This window comes from Stenotrophomonas sp. STEN054, assembly GCF_056854535.1.
The window spans coordinates 137,259-152,662 of sequence record NZ_JBXFWG010000001.1 but is presented as its reverse complement, the minus strand read 5'-3'; the positions used below and the strand labels follow the sequence as shown (position 1 = coordinate 152,662).

Annotated in this window: 13 protein-coding genes; all 13 read right to left on the bottom strand. The window is 68.4% G+C overall.

Annotated elements, in window-relative coordinates; translation table 11 throughout:
* Positions 1–63: 63 nt before the first annotated feature.
* Positions 64–1,299: a cell division protein FtsZ gene (gene ftsZ, locus AC1VXD_RS00645; RefSeq protein ID WP_482990385.1), complete on the bottom strand. Its 1,236-nt coding sequence runs from the start codon at positions 1,297–1,299 to the stop codon at positions 64–66.
* A gap of 164 nt (positions 1,300–1,463) precedes the next feature.
* On the bottom strand, positions 1,464–2,699 hold the full coding sequence (gene ftsA / locus AC1VXD_RS00640; RefSeq protein ID WP_482990384.1) for a cell division protein FtsA: 1,236 nt from the start codon (positions 2,697–2,699) through the stop codon (positions 1,464–1,466).
* A complete protein-coding gene (locus AC1VXD_RS00635) occupies positions 2,696–3,445 on the bottom strand; it encodes a cell division protein FtsQ/DivIB (RefSeq protein ID WP_482990383.1) in 750 nt (249 codons plus the stop codon). The genes ftsA and AC1VXD_RS00635 overlap by 4 nt, the downstream gene beginning before the upstream one ends.
* Positions 3,442–4,404, bottom strand: coding sequence for a D-alanine--D-alanine ligase (locus AC1VXD_RS00630; protein WP_482990382.1), 963 nt, complete (start codon positions 4,402–4,404; stop codon positions 3,442–3,444). The genes AC1VXD_RS00635 and AC1VXD_RS00630 overlap by 4 nt, the downstream gene beginning before the upstream one ends.
* The gene (gene murC, locus AC1VXD_RS00625) at positions 4,401–5,837 is read right to left on the bottom strand and encodes a UDP-N-acetylmuramate--L-alanine ligase (protein WP_482990381.1); all 1,437 of its coding nucleotides are present in this window, start codon (positions 5,835–5,837) and stop codon (positions 4,401–4,403) included. Before murC ends, AC1VXD_RS00630 begins: the two co-directional genes overlap by 4 nt.
* Before the next feature lie 40 nt (positions 5,838–5,877).
* Complete coding sequence (murG, locus tag AC1VXD_RS00620) at positions 5,878–6,975, bottom strand: undecaprenyldiphospho-muramoylpentapeptide beta-N-acetylglucosaminyltransferase (RefSeq protein ID WP_482990380.1); 1,098 nt, start codon at positions 6,973–6,975, stop codon at positions 5,878–5,880.
* Positions 6,972–8,294: a putative lipid II flippase FtsW gene (gene ftsW / locus AC1VXD_RS00615; RefSeq protein WP_482990379.1), complete on the bottom strand. Its 1,323-nt coding sequence runs from the start codon at positions 8,292–8,294 to the stop codon at positions 6,972–6,974. The genes murG and ftsW overlap by 4 nt, the downstream gene beginning before the upstream one ends.
* Positions 8,295–8,296: 2 nt before the next feature.
* Complete coding sequence (gene mraY, locus AC1VXD_RS00610) at positions 8,297–9,382, bottom strand: phospho-N-acetylmuramoyl-pentapeptide-transferase (RefSeq protein ID WP_079220628.1); 1,086 nt, start codon at positions 9,380–9,382, stop codon at positions 8,297–8,299.
* Positions 9,372–10,766, bottom strand: coding sequence for a UDP-N-acetylmuramoyl-tripeptide--D-alanyl-D-alanine ligase (locus AC1VXD_RS00605; protein ID WP_482990378.1), 1,395 nt, complete (start codon positions 10,764–10,766; stop codon positions 9,372–9,374). Before AC1VXD_RS00605 ends, mraY begins: the two co-directional genes overlap by 11 nt.
* Positions 10,763–12,322, bottom strand: a complete 1,560-nt coding sequence (locus AC1VXD_RS00600; protein ID WP_482990377.1) for a UDP-N-acetylmuramoyl-L-alanyl-D-glutamate--2,6-diaminopimelate ligase — start codon at positions 12,320–12,322, stop codon at positions 10,763–10,765. Before AC1VXD_RS00600 ends, AC1VXD_RS00605 begins: the two co-directional genes overlap by 4 nt.
* Positions 12,319–14,166 carry a peptidoglycan D,D-transpeptidase FtsI family protein gene (locus AC1VXD_RS00595; RefSeq protein ID WP_482990376.1) on the bottom strand — a complete coding sequence of 616 codons (1,848 nt, stop codon included), beginning with the start codon at positions 14,164–14,166 and terminating at the stop codon, positions 12,319–12,321. The genes AC1VXD_RS00600 and AC1VXD_RS00595 overlap by 4 nt, the downstream gene beginning before the upstream one ends.
* Entirely contained in the window at positions 14,163–14,426 is a 264-nt protein-coding gene (gene ftsL / locus AC1VXD_RS00590; RefSeq protein WP_482990375.1) for a cell division protein FtsL, read from the bottom strand. Before ftsL ends, AC1VXD_RS00595 begins: the two co-directional genes overlap by 4 nt.
* The gene (gene rsmH / locus AC1VXD_RS00585) at positions 14,423–15,391 is read right to left on the bottom strand and encodes a 16S rRNA (cytosine(1402)-N(4))-methyltransferase RsmH (protein WP_482990374.1); all 969 of its coding nucleotides are present in this window, start codon (positions 15,389–15,391) and stop codon (positions 14,423–14,425) included. Before rsmH ends, ftsL begins: the two co-directional genes overlap by 4 nt.
* Positions 15,392–15,404 lie beyond the last annotated feature (13 nt).

Sequence of the window (15,404 nt, the reverse complement as noted above, 5' to 3'; positions counted from 1 at the left end):
GCGCCCGCATTTTCTGGACATGGTGGCGCAACCCGGGGGGGGACAAGCCCCGGGCAGCTCCGCTTAGTCCGCCTGGCGGCGCAGGAAGGCCGGGATGTCCAGGTAATCGTTCGGCAGTTCGGCCGATGCCGGGGCCGAAGAGGCCGTTGCCGACGGGGTCGACGCGGCCACGCTGTCGCTGCTGGCACGACGCAGGCCCAGGCCCATGCCGCCGACGGCCTTGGACACGGCGTCGCCACCGTTGTCGAAGTCGCCGAATTCCGGCTGGCCGGTGGTCGCGTTGCGCACCAGCTTGATCGGCGCGCGTTCACCCGGGCGCTGGCTCTTGCTGGCCGACACGCGGTTCAGGCCGGTGGCCACCACGGTCACGCGCACTTCGTCCTGCATGTCCGGGTCGAGCACGGTACCCACCACCACCGTGGCGTCTTCCGAAGCGAAGCCATCGATGGTGCGGCCGATCTCGTCGAACTCGGCCATGGTGAAGTCGGCACCGGCGGTGATGTTGACCAGGATGCCGTTGGCACCAGCCAGGTTCACGTCGTCCAGCAGCGGGTTCTGGATCGCGGCTTCGGCAGCGGCCTGCGCGCGGTCATCGCCACGGGCGGTGCCGGTACCCATCATCGCCAGGCCCATTTCGGACATGACGGTGCGCACGTCGGCGAAGTCGACGTTGATCAGGCCGGGACGCACGATCAGGTCGGCGATGCCCTGCACGGCGCCCTGCAGCACGTCGTTGGCGGCACGGAAGGCCTGGATCATGGTCGCGTTGCGACCCAGCACGGTGATCAGTTTCTCGTTCGGGATGGTGATCAGAGAGTCGCAGTGCTGGCTCAGTTCTTCGATGCCCTTCAGCGCGACCTGCATGCGGCGACGGCCTTCGAACGGGAACGGCTTGGTGACCACGGCCACGGTCAGGATGCCCATTTCCTTGGCCAGCTGTGCCACCACCGGCGCAGCGCCAGTGCCGGTGCCGCCGCCCATGCCGGCGGTGATGAACACCATGTCCGCGCCCTGAAGGGCGTCCATGATGCGCTCACGGTCTTCCAGAGCAGCCTGGCGGCCGACTTCCGGGTTCGCGCCTGCGCCCAGGCCCTTGGTCACGTTGGTACCCAGCTGCAGCTGCAACTTGGCACCGCAATTCTTGATGGCCTGCGAGTCGGTGTTGGCGGTGATGAATTCCACACCATCCACTGCCGAGTTGACCATGTGCGCCACGGCATTGCCGCCGCCGCCGCCCACGCCAACCACCTTGATCACCGCATTGGGTGCCATCTTTTCGATCAGTTCAAAATGCGCCATGTCCGTGTCCTCGTTGTATCCGCTTGTCGGTGGCATGGGCGTTACGGCCTCCTGCCTTTCGCGCGCCATGTTGCCGATGCGGCTGTGTGGGTTGTGTGTTGCCGGTGAAACTTTGTGTTGCCTTTGTTGCCGCCGGGCAATGCCCGGGTGATGCAGGTTCCGCCTCAGAATTCGCCGCGGAACCAGGTCCTGAGTTTCTTGAACATGCTGCCCGCGCGTCCGGTCGGCAGCGACGGCCGGCGCGGATGCTCGTTCTGGCTGCCCATCAGCAGCAGGCCCACGCCGGTGGCATGCACCGGGTTGCCCACCACCTCGCCGAGGCCGGTGACGTGCTGCGGAATGCCCACGCGGACCGGCATCTGCAGCATTTCCTCGGCCAGTTCGACCACGCCTTCCATCTTCGAGGCACCACCGGTCAGCACCAGGCCGGCGCGAACCAGTTCCTCGAAGCCGGAACGTCGCAGTTCGGCCTGCACCATCTCGAAAATTTCCTCGTAGCGGCCCTGCACTGCCTGCGCCAGCGAATGGCGCGGCATGCGGCGCGGCGGACGGTCGCCCACCGACGGCACCTGGATGCTTTCCTCGGCGGTGGCCAGCTGGGCCAGGGCGCAGGCGTAGCGCACCTTGATCTGCTCGGCTTCCGGGGTCGGCGTGCGCAGCATGTGCGCGATGTCGTTGGTCACGTGGTCGCCGGCGATCGGCAGCGAGGCGGTGTGGCAGATCGCGCCCTGCACGAACACGGCGATGTCGGTGGTGCCGGCGCCCATGTCGACCAGCACCACGCCCAGTTCCTTTTCATCGGCGGTCAGCACCGCCACGCTGGAGGCCAGCGAGGACAGCACCAGGTCGTCCACCTGCAGGCCGCAGCGCTGCACGCACTTGCTGATGTTGGCCGCCGCGGATTGTGCGCAGACCACCAGGTGGGCATGCACTTCCAGGCGCACGCCGGTCATGCCGACCGGGTTGCGGATGCCCTCCTGCGAATCGTCCAGCACGTATTCGCGCGGGATCGCATGCAGGATCTTCTGGTCAGCCGGGATCGCCACTGCCTTGGCCGCATCCAGCACGCGATCCAGGTCACCCCAGGTCACTTCGCCGTCGCGGATCGGCACGATGCCGGGCGAGTTCTTGCACTGCACGTGGTTGCCGGAAATGGAGGCGTACACCGAGCGGATCTCGCAGCCGGCCATCAGCTCGGCTTCTTCCACCGCACGCTGGATCGACTGCACGGTCGATTCGATGTCCACCACCACGCCGCGCTTGAGGCCGCGCGATTCGTGCGAGCCGATGCCGATCACTTCGATCGGGTTGCCCGGCGAATACTCGCCCACCAGCGCCACCACCTTGGAGGTGCCGATGTCCAGGCCGACGATCAGCGATTTGTCACCCTTGCGATTCATGTCCTTTCCTGCGTTCGTCTGGCCGGGGTCGCGGGTGCGCCGGCCGGCGTGGCCGGCGTTCCCCAGCTCAGGGTGAAACCATTGGTGTATCGGAGGTCGGCGCGCTCGATCGGCGCTGCCTGGCTGGCCAGCTGCGGCAGCACGCGCACGAAGCGCTGCAGGCGCGAGCGGGCATCGTCACGGCCGACCACCACCTCGGTGCCATTGCTCAGCAGCAGCGACCAGCTGCCGCGCGCATCCATGGTCAGGCGGCGCACGTCCACGCCGGCCGGTGCGAACAGCGCGCGCGCATCGTTGTACAGCTTCACCACTTCTTCGGTCTGGCTGTCCGGGCCATCCAGCTCGGGCAGCTGCAGGTCGGCCAGCTTCTTCGGCGTGGGGAACAGCTTGCCCTGCTCGGAGAGCAGGCGGCCTTCGCCCCAGCGCGCGAACGGCTTGTGCTCGACCAGAGTCACTTCCAGCACGTCCGGCCACTGCTTGCGCACCTGCGCGCTTTCCACCCATGGCAGCTTTTCAAGGGCGTCCTGCGCGTCCTGCAGCTTGACCGCGAAGAAGCCGGCATGTGCGTACGGCAGCAGCACCTGCTGCAGCTGTTCCGGCGGCACCCGCTTGAACTCAGCGTGCACGCGCAGCTTCGCCAGCGGCCAGCGCTCGGCGCCGACCCAGCCATTGACCACGGCCACCACCGGCAGTGCAACCACCGACAGGGCCAACAGCCACACGAAGATGCGCAGCACCGCGTTCATGCGTGCGATGCCTCCAGGGTCTGTTCCAGCACGCGCCACACCAGTTCCTCGAAACCGATGCCGGCCTGTGCCGCCGCCTTGGGCACCAGCGAGTGGCTGGTCATGCCCGGCGCGGTGTTCACTTCCAGCAGGAAGAAACGGCCGCTGGCGCGGTCACGCATCACGTCCACGCGGCCCCAGCCACGGCAGCCGGCGGCGCGGAACGCGGCCAGGGCGATGCGGCGGATTTCTTCTTCGTCAGCGCCGTCCAGGCCCGGACACAGGTACTGGGTGTCCTCGGCGATGTACTTGGCGTTGTAGTCGTACCACTGGCCCTTGGGCACGATGCGGATCGACGGCAGCGCGACATCCCCGAGGATGGCCACGGTCAGTTCGTCGCCCACCACCATCTGTTCCATCAGCAGCTGGCCGTCGTAGCGCGCGGCCAGGGCCACCGCTTCGTCCAGGCCGGCGTCGTCGGTTACCCGGCTGATGCCCACGCTGGAACCTTCGTTGGCCGGCTTGACCACCACCGGCAGGCCGAGCTCGGCCGCGTTGGCGTGCACGTTCTCAGCGGTCACCTTGCGGTACTGCGGGGTCGGCAGGCCCAGCGACAGCCACACCTGCTTGGTGCGGATCTTGTCCATGCTCAGCGCCGAGCCCAGCACGTCCGAACCGGTGTACGGCACGCCGAAGGCATCCATCAGGCCCTGCACGATGCCGTCCTCACCGCCACCGTTGTGGCCGTGCAGGATGTTGAACACGCGGTCGACGCCGCCGGTGGCCAGCGCCTTGGCCAGTGCCGGAATGCCATCCACGGCGAACGCATCGACGCCGCGCGACTGCAGGGCTTCGAGTACGTTGCGGCCCGAATCCAGCGACACCTCGCGTTCGCTGGAACTGCCGCCGAGGAGCACGGCGACGCGGCCGAACACGGCCGGGGCGGTGGCGCGCAGCGGCGGGAAGGTCAGCGTGCTCACGCCTGGCCCTCCGCCTTGAAACCTTCCACGGCGATCTGGCTGGCGACGGCGCCGATGTCACCCGCGCCCATCATCAGCAGCAGGTCACCGTCCTGCAGCACGTCCGGCAGCACGCTGGCCAGTTCGGCGGCCTTGCCCACCACCACCGGCTCGCTGCGGCCGCGCGCACGGATGGCGCGGGCCAGTGCATGCGAATCGGCACCGGCAATCGGCTCCTCGCCAGCCGGGTAGACCTCGCTCAGCACCAGCGCATCGACGCTGGAGAGCACGGCGGCAAACTTGTCGAACTGGTCGCGGGTACGGCTGTAGCGGTGCGGCTGGAAGGCCACCACCAGGCGCTGGTCGGTCCAGCCACCGCGGGCGGCGGCGAACACTGCTTCCAGCTCGCTCGGGTGATGGCCGTAGTCGTCGATGATGCGCACCTTGGCGCCACTGGCCGTGGTCACTTCGCCCAGGTCGTTGAAGCGGCGGCCGACGCCGGCGAAGCTTTCCAGCGCGCGGGCGATCGCATCCGGGGCCACGCCCAGCTGCCAGCCCACCGCCGCAGCGGCCAGTGCGTTCAGCACGTTGTGCTTGCCCGGCAGGGCCAGCACCACTTCCTGGCTGGTGCCCTGCGGCAGGCGCAGGGTGAAGCGCATGCGCGAACCTTCCTGCACCACGTTCTCGGCGCGCACGTCGGCCTGCGGACTCATGCCGTAGCTCATCACGTGGCGCGGGGTCCTGGCGGCCAGCGCGGCCACTTCCGGGTCGTCGATGCACAGCACGGCCAGGCCGTAGAACGGCAGGCGCTGCAGGAACTCGGCGAAGGCCGCCTGCACGCGGGCAAAGTCGTTGCCGTAGTTTTCCAGGTGGTCGGCATCGATGTTCGTGATGATCGACATCAGCGGGTTCAGGCGCAGGAAGCTGCCGTCGCTTTCATCGGCCTCGGCCACCAGCCACTGGCCACCGCCCAGCTTGGCGTTGGCACCGGCGGCCAGCAGCTGGCCACCGATCACGAACGTCGGGTCCAGGCCACCTTCGCTCAGCACCGCCGCGGTCAGGCTGGTGGTGGTGGTCTTGCCGTGCGTGCCGGCCACGGCGATGCCGCGGCGGAAGCGCATCAGCTCGGCCAGCATCGCCGCGCGCGGCATGATCGGAATGCGCTGGCTGCGCGCTTCCATCAGTTCCGGGTTGTCTTCGCGGATGGCGCTGGAGACCACCACGCAGTCGGTGCCCAGCACGTTGGCAGCCGAGTGGCCACGCATGATGCGTGCACCCAGGCCGGCCAGGCGGCGGGTGGCCGCGTTGTCGGCGTTGTCCGAACCGGACACTTCATAGCCCAGCGTCAGCATCACTTCGGCGATGCCGCTCATGCCGGTACCGCCGATGCCGACGAAATGCACGCGCGGGAACGCGCGCACCAGGTCGTTGGTGTCGTGCAGGCGGCGGATCATGCGCGGCCTCGCGCGTGGCAGGCGCAGTAGCGGGCCTTCTTCATACAGCTTCCTCGAGAATGATATCGGCGATGCGCTCGGCGGCATCGACCTTGGCCAGGGCACGCGCGGCTTGCGCCATCTGCATGCGGCGGGCGGGATTTTCGGACAATTCGCGCAGCAGTGCGGCAATGCCGTCGGCCAGCGTTCCATCCTGCTTCAGCAACACGGCCGCATCGCGCTCGACCAGGTACTCCGCATTGCGGGTCTGGTGATCGTCGACGGCGGCGGGGAACGGCACCAGCACGCTGCCCACGCCCACCGCGCACAGCTCGGCCAGGGTGGACGCGCCAGCACGGCACACCACCAGGTCGGCCCAGGCGAAGGCATCGGCCATGTCGGCGATGAACGGGGTGATTTCAGCCTGCACGCCGGCCTCGGCATAGGCCTGCACGGCTTCGCCATGCAACTTCTCGCCGCTCTGGTGGCGCACCTGCACCTGCACGGTGCCGGCCAGCGCGGCAATCGCCTGCGGCACACCGGTGTTGAGTGCGCGTGCGCCCTGGCTGCCGCCCACCACCAGCAGGCGCAGCGGCCCCTGGCGATCGGCGAAACGCTGTTCCGGCGGTGCGATCGCGGCGATCTCCGCGCGCACCGGGTTGCCGACGCACTCCTCGCCCTTGGCGAAGGTGCCCGGGAAACCGGTCAGCAGGCGGCGCGCGTAGCGCGACAGGATGCGGTTGGTCATGCCCGGCGCACGGTTCTGTTCGTGCACCAGCAGCGGCAGGCCGTGCAGGCGGGTGGCGATGCCACCGGGGCCGGAGGCGAAGCCACCGAAGGCGACCACGGCGCGCGGCTGGCGCTTGCGGATGATCATGCCGGCCGCACGCAGGGCACGCATCAGCCGCCACGGTGCGCCCAGCAGGGCCAGCTTGCCCTTGCCGCGCAGGCCGGTGATGGCCAGGGTGTCGACCGGAATGTCGTGCTGCGGCACCAGGCGGGTTTCCATCGCACCGTCGGCACCCATCCAGGTGACCGGCACGCCACGCTGGCGCAGCACGCGGGCCACGGCCAGGCCAGGGAAGATGTGGCCACCGGTACCGCCGGCCAGGATCATCACCGGGCGGGCGTTGGCATTCGTATTGGAGGCGGTGCTCATGACAGCCTCCCGAAGGTCGGTTCGATGCGCGACTGCAGGCGGCTGGTGCCACGTGCAGCGGCCGGTGCAGCGGCAGCCACCGGTTCGGCGGCCTTCGGCGCGCTGGTGGCAGCGGCCGGTGCAGCCGGTTCAGCCACGGGCGCACCCGCGGTCTCTTCGCCACCACCAATGCGCACGGCCTGGCGGCGCTCGGCGCGCTTCAGTTCATAGGACACGCGCAGCAGCAGGCCCATCGCCACGCAGGTCATCAGCACCGACGAGCCGCCCGACGAAATCAGCGGCAAGGTCAGGCCCTTGGTCGGCAGGATGCCCAGGTTCACGCCGATCGAAACGAAGGTCTGCATGCTGATCCACAGGCCGATGCCGAAGGCGATGTAGCCTGAGAAGTGGCGCTTCATTTCCACGCAGCGCATGCCCAGCCAGAAGGTGCGGCCGACCAGCAGCGCGTACAGGGCGACGATGGTGCAGGTGCCCAGGAAGCCGAATTCCTCGGCGGTGACCGAGAAGATGAAGTCGGTATGCGCTTCGGGCAGGTAGTACAGCTTCTGCACCGAGTTGCCCAGGCCCACGCCGGTCCACTCGCCACGGCCCACGGCCATCAGTGCGTTGGACAGCTGATAGCCGTCGCCCTGCTGGTCGGCCCACGGGTCGAGGAAGGAGGTGATGCGGCGCATGCGGTACGGCTCGATGATGGCCAGCGCGCTCATGCCGACCAGGCCGATGATCACCGGCATCGACATGCGCGGCATGTTCACCCCGCCCAGCACCAGCATGCCGGCGGTGATCGCCAGCAGCAGGGTGGACGAACCGAAGTCGGGCTGCAGCAGCAGCAGCACGACCAGTGCACCGGCCACGCCCAGCGGCTTGAGCATCGCCGGCCAGGTCGCATTGACCTCGTCGCGGAAACGCACCAGGTAGCTGGACAGCCAGACGATGTAGAGCACCTTCACCGCTTCGACCGTCTGGAACTTGGAGATGCCCAGGTTGATCCAGCGGCGCGCGCCGTTGACCGTGCTGCCCAGGCCCGGCGTGAACACCGCCAGCAGCAGCACGAAGCAGCCCAGCAGCAGGATCTGGTTGTACTGCTCGATTGACTTCAGCTCGGTGCGGGCGGCCACGACCGCCAGCACGATGCCCACCGCCAGGAAGATCAGGTGGCGGTTGAGGTAGTAGAACGGGCTGCTCATCAGTGCGATCGAGCTGGACGCCACCATCACCACGCCAATGCCCGTGAGCGCGATGATCGCGCCCAGCAGCCACTTGTCGTAGCTACCTTCGATGGCTTCGAGGCGTGTTGCCTGGCGGGACAGGTCGTTCATTCTCAGCGCACCTTCAGGGTGGCAAGGCCGATCAGCACGAGCACGACCGAGATGATCCAGAAGCGCACGATCACGCGCGGCTCCGGCCAGCCCTTCAGCTCGAAGTGGTGGTGGATCGGCGCCATGCGGAACACGCGCTTGCCGGTCAGCTTGAACGAGGCCACCTGGATCATCACCGACAGTGTTTCGATGACGAACACGCCGCCCATGATCACCAGCACCAGCTCCTGGCGGGTGATGACCGCGATCGTGCCCAGCACCGCACCCAGCGCCAGCGCGCCGATGTCGCCCATGAAGACCATGGCCGGATAGGTGTTGAACCACAGGAAGCCCAGGCCCGCGCCGGCGATGGCCGCGCAGATGATGACCAGCTCACCGGCACCGGGGATCTGCGGAATCTGCAGGTAGTTGGCGAACACCACGTTGCCCGAGGCATAGGCGAACACGCCGAGGCCGCAGGCCACCAGCACGGTCGGCATGATTGCCAGGCCGTCCAGGCCGTCGGTCAGGTTGACCGCGTTGGAGAAGCCGACGATCCAGAAGTAGGCGATGGCCACGAAGCTGATGCCGGCCAGCGGCAGCGCGATCGACTTGAACATCGGGATGTAGAAGGTCAGCGCGGCCGGTACGTCGGCGGTCTGCAGCAGGAAGATGCCCGCAGCCAGACCGAAGATCGACTGCAGCAGGTACTTCCAGCGCGAGGCCAGGCCGTTCGGGTCACGGCGCACGATCTTGATCCAGTCGTCGTACCAGCCGATGGCACCGAAGCACAGCATGACGGCCAGCACCAGCCACACGTAGCGGTTGCGCAGGTCGGCCCACATCAGCACCGACAGGGTGACGGTGAGCAGGATCAGCGAACCGCCCATGGTGGGCGTGCCAGCCTTGACGAAGTGGGTCTGCGGGCCGTCGGTACGGATCGGCTGGCCGCCCTTGAACTGGGCAAGGCGGCGGATCACCGCCGGACCGAGCCACAGCGACAGGAACAGGGCCGTCAGCGCGGCAAGGATGGCGCGGAACGTCTGGTAGTTGAACAGCCCGAACAGGCTCTCCAACTGCTGCAACCATCGAGCCAGTTCATACAACATGCGGGGATTCCTCTCCTTGCGCCAGCAGCGCTGTGACAATCGTGTCCATGGCGCTGCCACGGGACCCCTTGACCAGGCAGCGCACGCCAGCGTGCAGCTCGTCCTTCAGCGCCTGCGACAGCGCGTCATGGGTGGCGAAATGACGGCCGCCTCCGCCGAAGGCGGTAGCAGCGGCGGCACTGAGCGGGCCCAGTGCATACAGGCGCTTGAGGCCGGCGGCACGTGCGCGCAGGCCGGCCTGCGCATGCAGCGCTTCGGCGTCCGGGCCCAGCTCGCGCATGTCGCCCAGCACCAGCCAGCCCTCTTCCGGGGCGGCGGCCAGGGCATCGATGGCGGCGGCCAGCGAACCGGGGTTGGCGTTGTAGCTGTCGTCCACCAGCACCGCGCCGTTGCTCAGCTGGTGGGCGATCTGGCGGCCCGGTACCGGCTGCGCCGCGGCCAGGCCCGACGCCACCAGGGCCAGGTCGATGCCGGCGCCCAGCGCCAGGCTGGCTGCGGCCAGCGCGTTGCTGACGTTATGCCGGCCCGGCAGGCCGAAGGCGATGCGGGCCTCGCCCTGCGGCGCGACCAGGGTGAACTGGCTGCCCTGCGCACCGGCACGGATATCGCGCGCGGTGACATCGGCGCTGTGGTCCAGGCCGTAGCGCAGCACGCGGCAGCGCGCCGGGGTACCGACGAAATGCTGTTCGAACCATCGGCCGTAGGCATCGTCGACATTGACGACGGCCACGCCATCGGCCGGCAGCGCGGCGTAGATCGCGCCCTTGGTCACCGCCACGCCGAGCAGGCTGCCCATGCGTTCCAGGTGCGCCGGGGCGATGTTGTTGACCAGCGCATGGCGCGGGCGGGCGATGTCGGTCAGGTAGGCGATGTCGCCCGGCTTGCCGGCGCCCATCTCGTAGACGGCGTAGTCGGCATCTTCCGGGGCATCGATCACCGCCAGCGGCAGGCCGATCTCATTGTTGCGGTTGCCCGGGTTGGCGTACACCACCTTGTGTGCGTGCTCGGCCACCTGCTGCAGGATCGCCAGCAGCAGGCTCTTGACGCTGGTCTTGCCGTTGCTGCCGGTGATCGCGAACACCTCGGTGTCGCGGTCGCGCTGCATGCCGGCGGCAATCTTCGCCAGGGCCAGTTCGCTGTCAGCCACCAGCACCTGCGGCACGTCCAGCGGCAGCAGGCGCTCGACCAGCAGTGCGCTGGCACCGCGTGCCTGCGCATCGGCGGCGAAATCATGGCCGTCGAAACGCTCGCCGCGCAGGGCCACGTACAGGGTGCCGGCGCCCAGGCTGCGGGTGTCATTGCTGACCGCATCGATGGCCACGTCGTCGCCGTGGATCTCGCCACCGGCCCAGTGCGCGATCAGCGAAAGCAGGGTGCGCTTCATGCGATGCCCTCCCCTGCCTGCGAGGGGCCCTCTTCCGCGTCCTGCGGCCGGGCCACTAGCGCATCCATGCGCGTCGCGAGAACACCGGCCTTGGCGGCCAGTGCCGCAGCCGACACTTCGGTGTCGTCAAAGTCGTGGCGCACGCCGTTGACCTCCTGGTAGGGCTCGTGACCCTTGCCGGCGATCAGGATGATGTCGCCCGCACCGGCGCGTTTCACCGCCAGGCCGATCGCACGCGCGCGACTGCGCTGCACGGTCACGGCGGAGGCATCAGTGAAACCAGCCAGGATGTCGGCCACGATCACGTCGCCGTCTTCGCCACGCGGGTTGTCGTCGGTGACGATGACCTGGTTGGCCAGGCGCTCGGCGATGGCGGCCATCTGCGGACGCTTGCCGGTATCGCGCTCGCCACCGCAGCCGAACACGCAGTACAGCGTGCCCTGCAGGTGGCCGTGCAGGCTTTCAAGCGCCTGTTCCAGCGCATCGGGGGTGTGTGCGTAGTCGACCACCACGGTGGGCAGGCCATCTTCCCCACCCAGTCGGTTCATGCGGCCACGGATCGGCTGCAGTGCCGACAGCACGCCGGCGATGCGCTCGATCGATTCGCCCAGTGCATGCAGGCTGCCGGCCACGGCCAGCAGGTTGTCCACGTTGAAGCGGCCCAGCAGCGGCGACTGCACCGCAGCGCGCGCGCCGTCGGTGACCAGTTCGAAGCCGATGCCGCGGCCATCCAGGTTCAGGCCTTCGGCACGCACGCTGGCACCAGCGGCACCGCGCGAGCTCAGGCCGATGGCCTGCGCGCTGGCCGGCAGGCCGGCGAACAGTTCACGGCCAAACGCATCATCCAGGTTCACCACCGCGGCCTTCAGGCCCGGGCGGTGGAACAGGCGTGCCTTGGCCGCGCCGTAGCTGGCCATGTCACCGTGGTAATCCAGATGGTCGCGGGTGAGGTTGGTGAACACCGCCACGTCGTAGTGCACGGCATCCACGCGCCCCTGGTCCAGCGCGTGCGAGCTGACTTCCATCGCCACCGCACGTGCGCCGTCGTTGCGCAGCTGCGCCAGCAGCGCATGCATCTGCAGCACCAGCGGGGTGGTGAAGCCGGTCGGCTCGACCGCACCATAAAGTCCGGCGCCCAACGTGCCGATACTGCCACTGGGCGTACCGAGGAGGTGCCAGGCCTGGGCCAGCAGCTGCACGGTGGAGGTTTTGCCGTTGGTACCGGTCACGCCCACCATCGTCATCGCACGCGAGGGCGCACCATGGAACTGGTCGGCCAAGGCGCCGAGGCGTGCGCGCAGGCCCGGCACGGCGATGGCATCGGCCGGTGCCGGCAGCTCGGCCGGGGCCGGCGGCTCGAACAGGATGGCGCTGGCACCGGCCGCGCGCGCCTGCTCTGCAAAGCCCAGGCCATGCGCGCCGAAACCTGCGATGGCGACGAAGGCATTGCCGGGGCGCACGGCACGGCTGTCCAGCACCAGGCCGGTCAGAACGGGATCGTTGCCTGCCAGGGCAACGTCCGGAAGCAACTGCGAAAGCAACATCGAAGGGCTCATTGCGTGCCTCCCGCGGGCGGGGCCGGCACATGGTTCTGCGCGCTGGGCAGCGCGGCGTCGAATTCGGCGGCGGCATCGGCCGGCAGCGCGGCCTCGGCCGGCGGCGCCGGCAGGATGGAGGCCGAATGCCCCATCTTTCCGGACTGCTGGGCGGCCAGCCACGACTGCAGATCGTCCAGCGGGACGTCCATCAGGCGCAGGGTGCCTTCCATCACGTTGTGGTACACCGGCGCCGACACCAGGCCGCCGTAGAACTTGCCGGCCTGCGGGTCGTTGATGACGATGACGGTGGCGAAGCGCGGGTTGGTGGCCGGCACCACGCCGGCGAACAGCGAGTTGTAGTGGCCGCGCTCGTAACCGCCGGGGCCGGCTTTGCGCGCGGTGCCGGTCTTGCCGGCCACGTGGTAGCCGAGCACGGCTGCCTGCTTGGCGCCGCCCTGGGTCACCACCGTTTCCATCATCGCCACGACCTGCTTGGCCACGCCTTCGTCGATGATCTGCTTGCCTTCGTTGCGCTGGCCCTTGACGAAGGTCGGGGCGATCAGCTTGCCGCCGTTGGCCAGCGCCGAGTATGCGGTGGCGATCTGCAGCGGCGTCACGTTCAGGCCGTAGCCATAGGACATGGTGGTCTTGGACGTACCCGACCAGCGCGCCGGGCGCAGCACCACGCCCCCGGATTCACCCGGGAAACCACTGTGCGGTACCGAACCGTAGCCGAAGCTGCGGATCGAATCATAGAAGGTCTGGTCGGGCAGCTTGGCCGCAACCTTGGCAGCGCCCACGTTCGAACTGCGGGTGATCACGCCGGTCACGTTGAGCACGCCGTTGTTTCGCGGCACGTCGCGGATGGTGAAGCGGCCCAGGGTCATGTAGCCGGGGTTGGTATCGATGATGGTGTCCTTGGTCACCACGCCAGCCTGCAGCGCCGTCGCAATCGTCAGCGGCTTCATCGTCGAACCCGGCTCGACCAGGTCGGTCACGGCGCGGTTGCGGCGCGTGTCCGGCACTGCACCGTTCAGCGAATTCGGGTTGTAGGTCGGCAGGTTGACCATGGCCAGGATCTCGCCGGTGGCCACGTCCATGATCACCATCGAACCGCCGGCCGCCTTGTTGGCCACCAGCGCGTTGCGCAGTTCCTTGAACGCCAGGTACTGGATGCGGCGGTCGATGCTGAGGGTCAGATCCTTGCCCGGCTCGGCGGCGCGCAGCAGGTCGCTCTCCACGGTTTCGCCCTTGCGGTTGCGGATCACCCGCTTGGCGCCGGCCTTGCCGCGCAGCCATTCGTCGAAGGCCAGCTCCAGCCCTTCCTGGCCGCGGTCATCGATGTTGGTGAAGCCGAGCACGTGCGCCATCGCCTCACCCTGCGGGTAGAAGCGGCGGAACTCGCGCTGTGCGGCCACGCCCGGAATCTTCAGCGCGACCACTTTCTCCGCGTCGTCCGGATTGATCCGGCGGCGCAGGTACATGAATTCCTTGTCGGATTTCTGCGACAGGCGGCTGCTCAGCTCGTCTACCGACATGCCGACCGCCTGGGCCAGCTCGGGGATGCGGTCCGGCGCACGTAGCAGGTCCTGCGGGTTCACCCAGATCGAGGCCACCGGGGTGGACACCGCCAGCGGCTCGCCATTGCGGTCGGTGATCATGCCGCGCGAGGTCTTGATCGGCAGCTCGCGCAGGTAACGCGCCTCACCCTGGCGCTGGTAGAAATCGCTGTTGATGATCTGCACGTAGGCCGCGCGACCGACCAGCGACACCGAGCACAGGCCGAGCGCCAGCGCCACCCAGCGCAGGCGCTGGCGCAGGTTGAAGGCGTTGCGCGGGCGGTTGCGGCCGGTCTTGCTCATGGGCGCACCACCACCACGTCGGCGGCTTCGGGGAACTTCATGCCCAGCTTCTCGCGGGCCAAGCGGTCGACGCGGTTGGCTTCGGCCAGGGTGGCCTGTTCCAGCTGCAGCCGGCCGAACTCCAGGTTGATGTCATCGCGCGTGCGCTCGGCACGCGACAGCTCGATGAACGTCTGCCGATGACGGTGACGCACGAACACCACGCCGATCGCCGAGGCCACGGTGCAGGCCAACAGGATGATCAGCAGCAGCCGGCTCATGCATCGGCCTCCCGCTTCTGTGCCACGCGCAGCACGGCGCTGCGGGCACGCGGGTTGGCGGCCAGTTCCTCATCAGTGGCCTTGATGGCACCGCCGATCAGATCCAGGGTCGGCACGAACGCCACAGCCTCGGGCAGGCGGCGGTTGGCCGGCGGCGCCTTCGCCAGGCGGTTCATATATTGCTTGACGATGCGGTCTTCCAGCGAATGGAAGCTGATCACCGCCAGGCGGCCGCCGGGCTTGAGCCGTTCCACGGCCGCATCGAGCCCGGCTTCCAGATCGGCCAGCTCGCGGTTGATATGGATGCGGATGGCCTGGAAGCTGCGCGTGGCCGGGTGGATCTTGTCCTTGCCACGCGGCATCACCGAGGCGATCAGCTCGGCCAGTTCGCCAGTGCGGGTAAACGGCTGCTTCTCGCGGCGGGCGACGATGGCACGGGCGATGCGGCGGCTCTGCCGCTCTTCGCCGTAGGTCCACAGCACGTCGGCGATCTCGCGGTCTTCGACGCGGTTGATCCACTGCGCTGCGCTTTCGCCGCTGTCCGGGTCCATGCGCATGTCCAGCGGGCCGTCCTTGCCGAAGCTGAAACCACGCTCGGCCACGTCCAGCTGCGGCGAGGACACGCCGAGGTCGAACAGCACGCCATCCAGGCCTTCGGCCGTCGCCTCCCACTGCAGCAGCTGGGCGAAGCTGCCACGGAAGATGGACACGCGCGGGTCGGGCGCGAAATCGCGCTCGGCCACGGCGATGGCTTCCGGATCCTTGTCCATGACCAGCAGGCGCCCCTCCGGGCCCAACTGGGTGAGCACGCCGCGCGCATGACCGCCACGACCGAACGTGCCATCGAGATAACGTCCGTTTTCGATCACCCTCAGGCCGTCAATGACCTGGGTGTACAGGACCGGCAGGTGCACCGCCGGCGACTGCGACACCGGAAGGTGACCGGTCTGCGCTTCTGGGCGCATCCGGGCACCCCGG

Coding starts and splice junctions, on each gene's coding strand:
- ftsZ (WP_482990385.1), bottom strand. CDS start 1,299: ATGGCGCATTTTGAACTGATCGAAAAGATGGCACCCAATGCGGTGATC.
- ftsA (WP_482990384.1), bottom strand. CDS start 2,699: ATGAATCGCAAGGGTGACAAATCGCTGATCGTCGGCCTGGACATCGGC.
- AC1VXD_RS00635 (WP_482990383.1), bottom strand. CDS start 3,445: ATGAACGCGGTGCTGCGCATCTTCGTGTGGCTGTTGGCCCTGTCGGTG.
- murC (WP_482990381.1), bottom strand. CDS start 5,837: ATGATCCGCCGCCTGCACGACACCAACGACCTGGTGCGCGCGTTCCCG.
- murG (WP_482990380.1), bottom strand. CDS start 6,975: ATGAGCACCGCCTCCAATACGAATGCCAACGCCCGCCCGGTGATGATC.
- ftsW (WP_482990379.1), bottom strand. CDS start 8,294: ATGAACGACCTGTCCCGCCAGGCAACACGCCTCGAAGCCATCGAAGGT.
- mraY (WP_079220628.1), bottom strand. CDS start 9,382: ATGTTGTATGAACTGGCTCGATGGTTGCAGCAGTTGGAGAGCCTGTTC.
- AC1VXD_RS00605 (WP_482990378.1), bottom strand. CDS start 10,766: ATGAAGCGCACCCTGCTTTCGCTGATCGCGCACTGGGCCGGTGGCGAG.
- AC1VXD_RS00600 (WP_482990377.1), bottom strand. CDS start 12,322: ATGAGCCCTTCGATGTTGCTTTCGCAGTTGCTTCCGGACGTTGCCCTG.
- AC1VXD_RS00595 (WP_482990376.1), bottom strand. CDS start 14,166: ATGAGCAAGACCGGCCGCAACCGCCCGCGCAACGCCTTCAACCTGCGC.
- ftsL (WP_482990375.1), bottom strand. CDS start 14,426: ATGAGCCGGCTGCTGCTGATCATCCTGTTGGCCTGCACCGTGGCCTCG.
- rsmH (WP_482990374.1), bottom strand. CDS start 15,391: ATGCGCCCAGAAGCGCAGACCGGTCACCTTCCGGTGTCGCAGTCGCCG.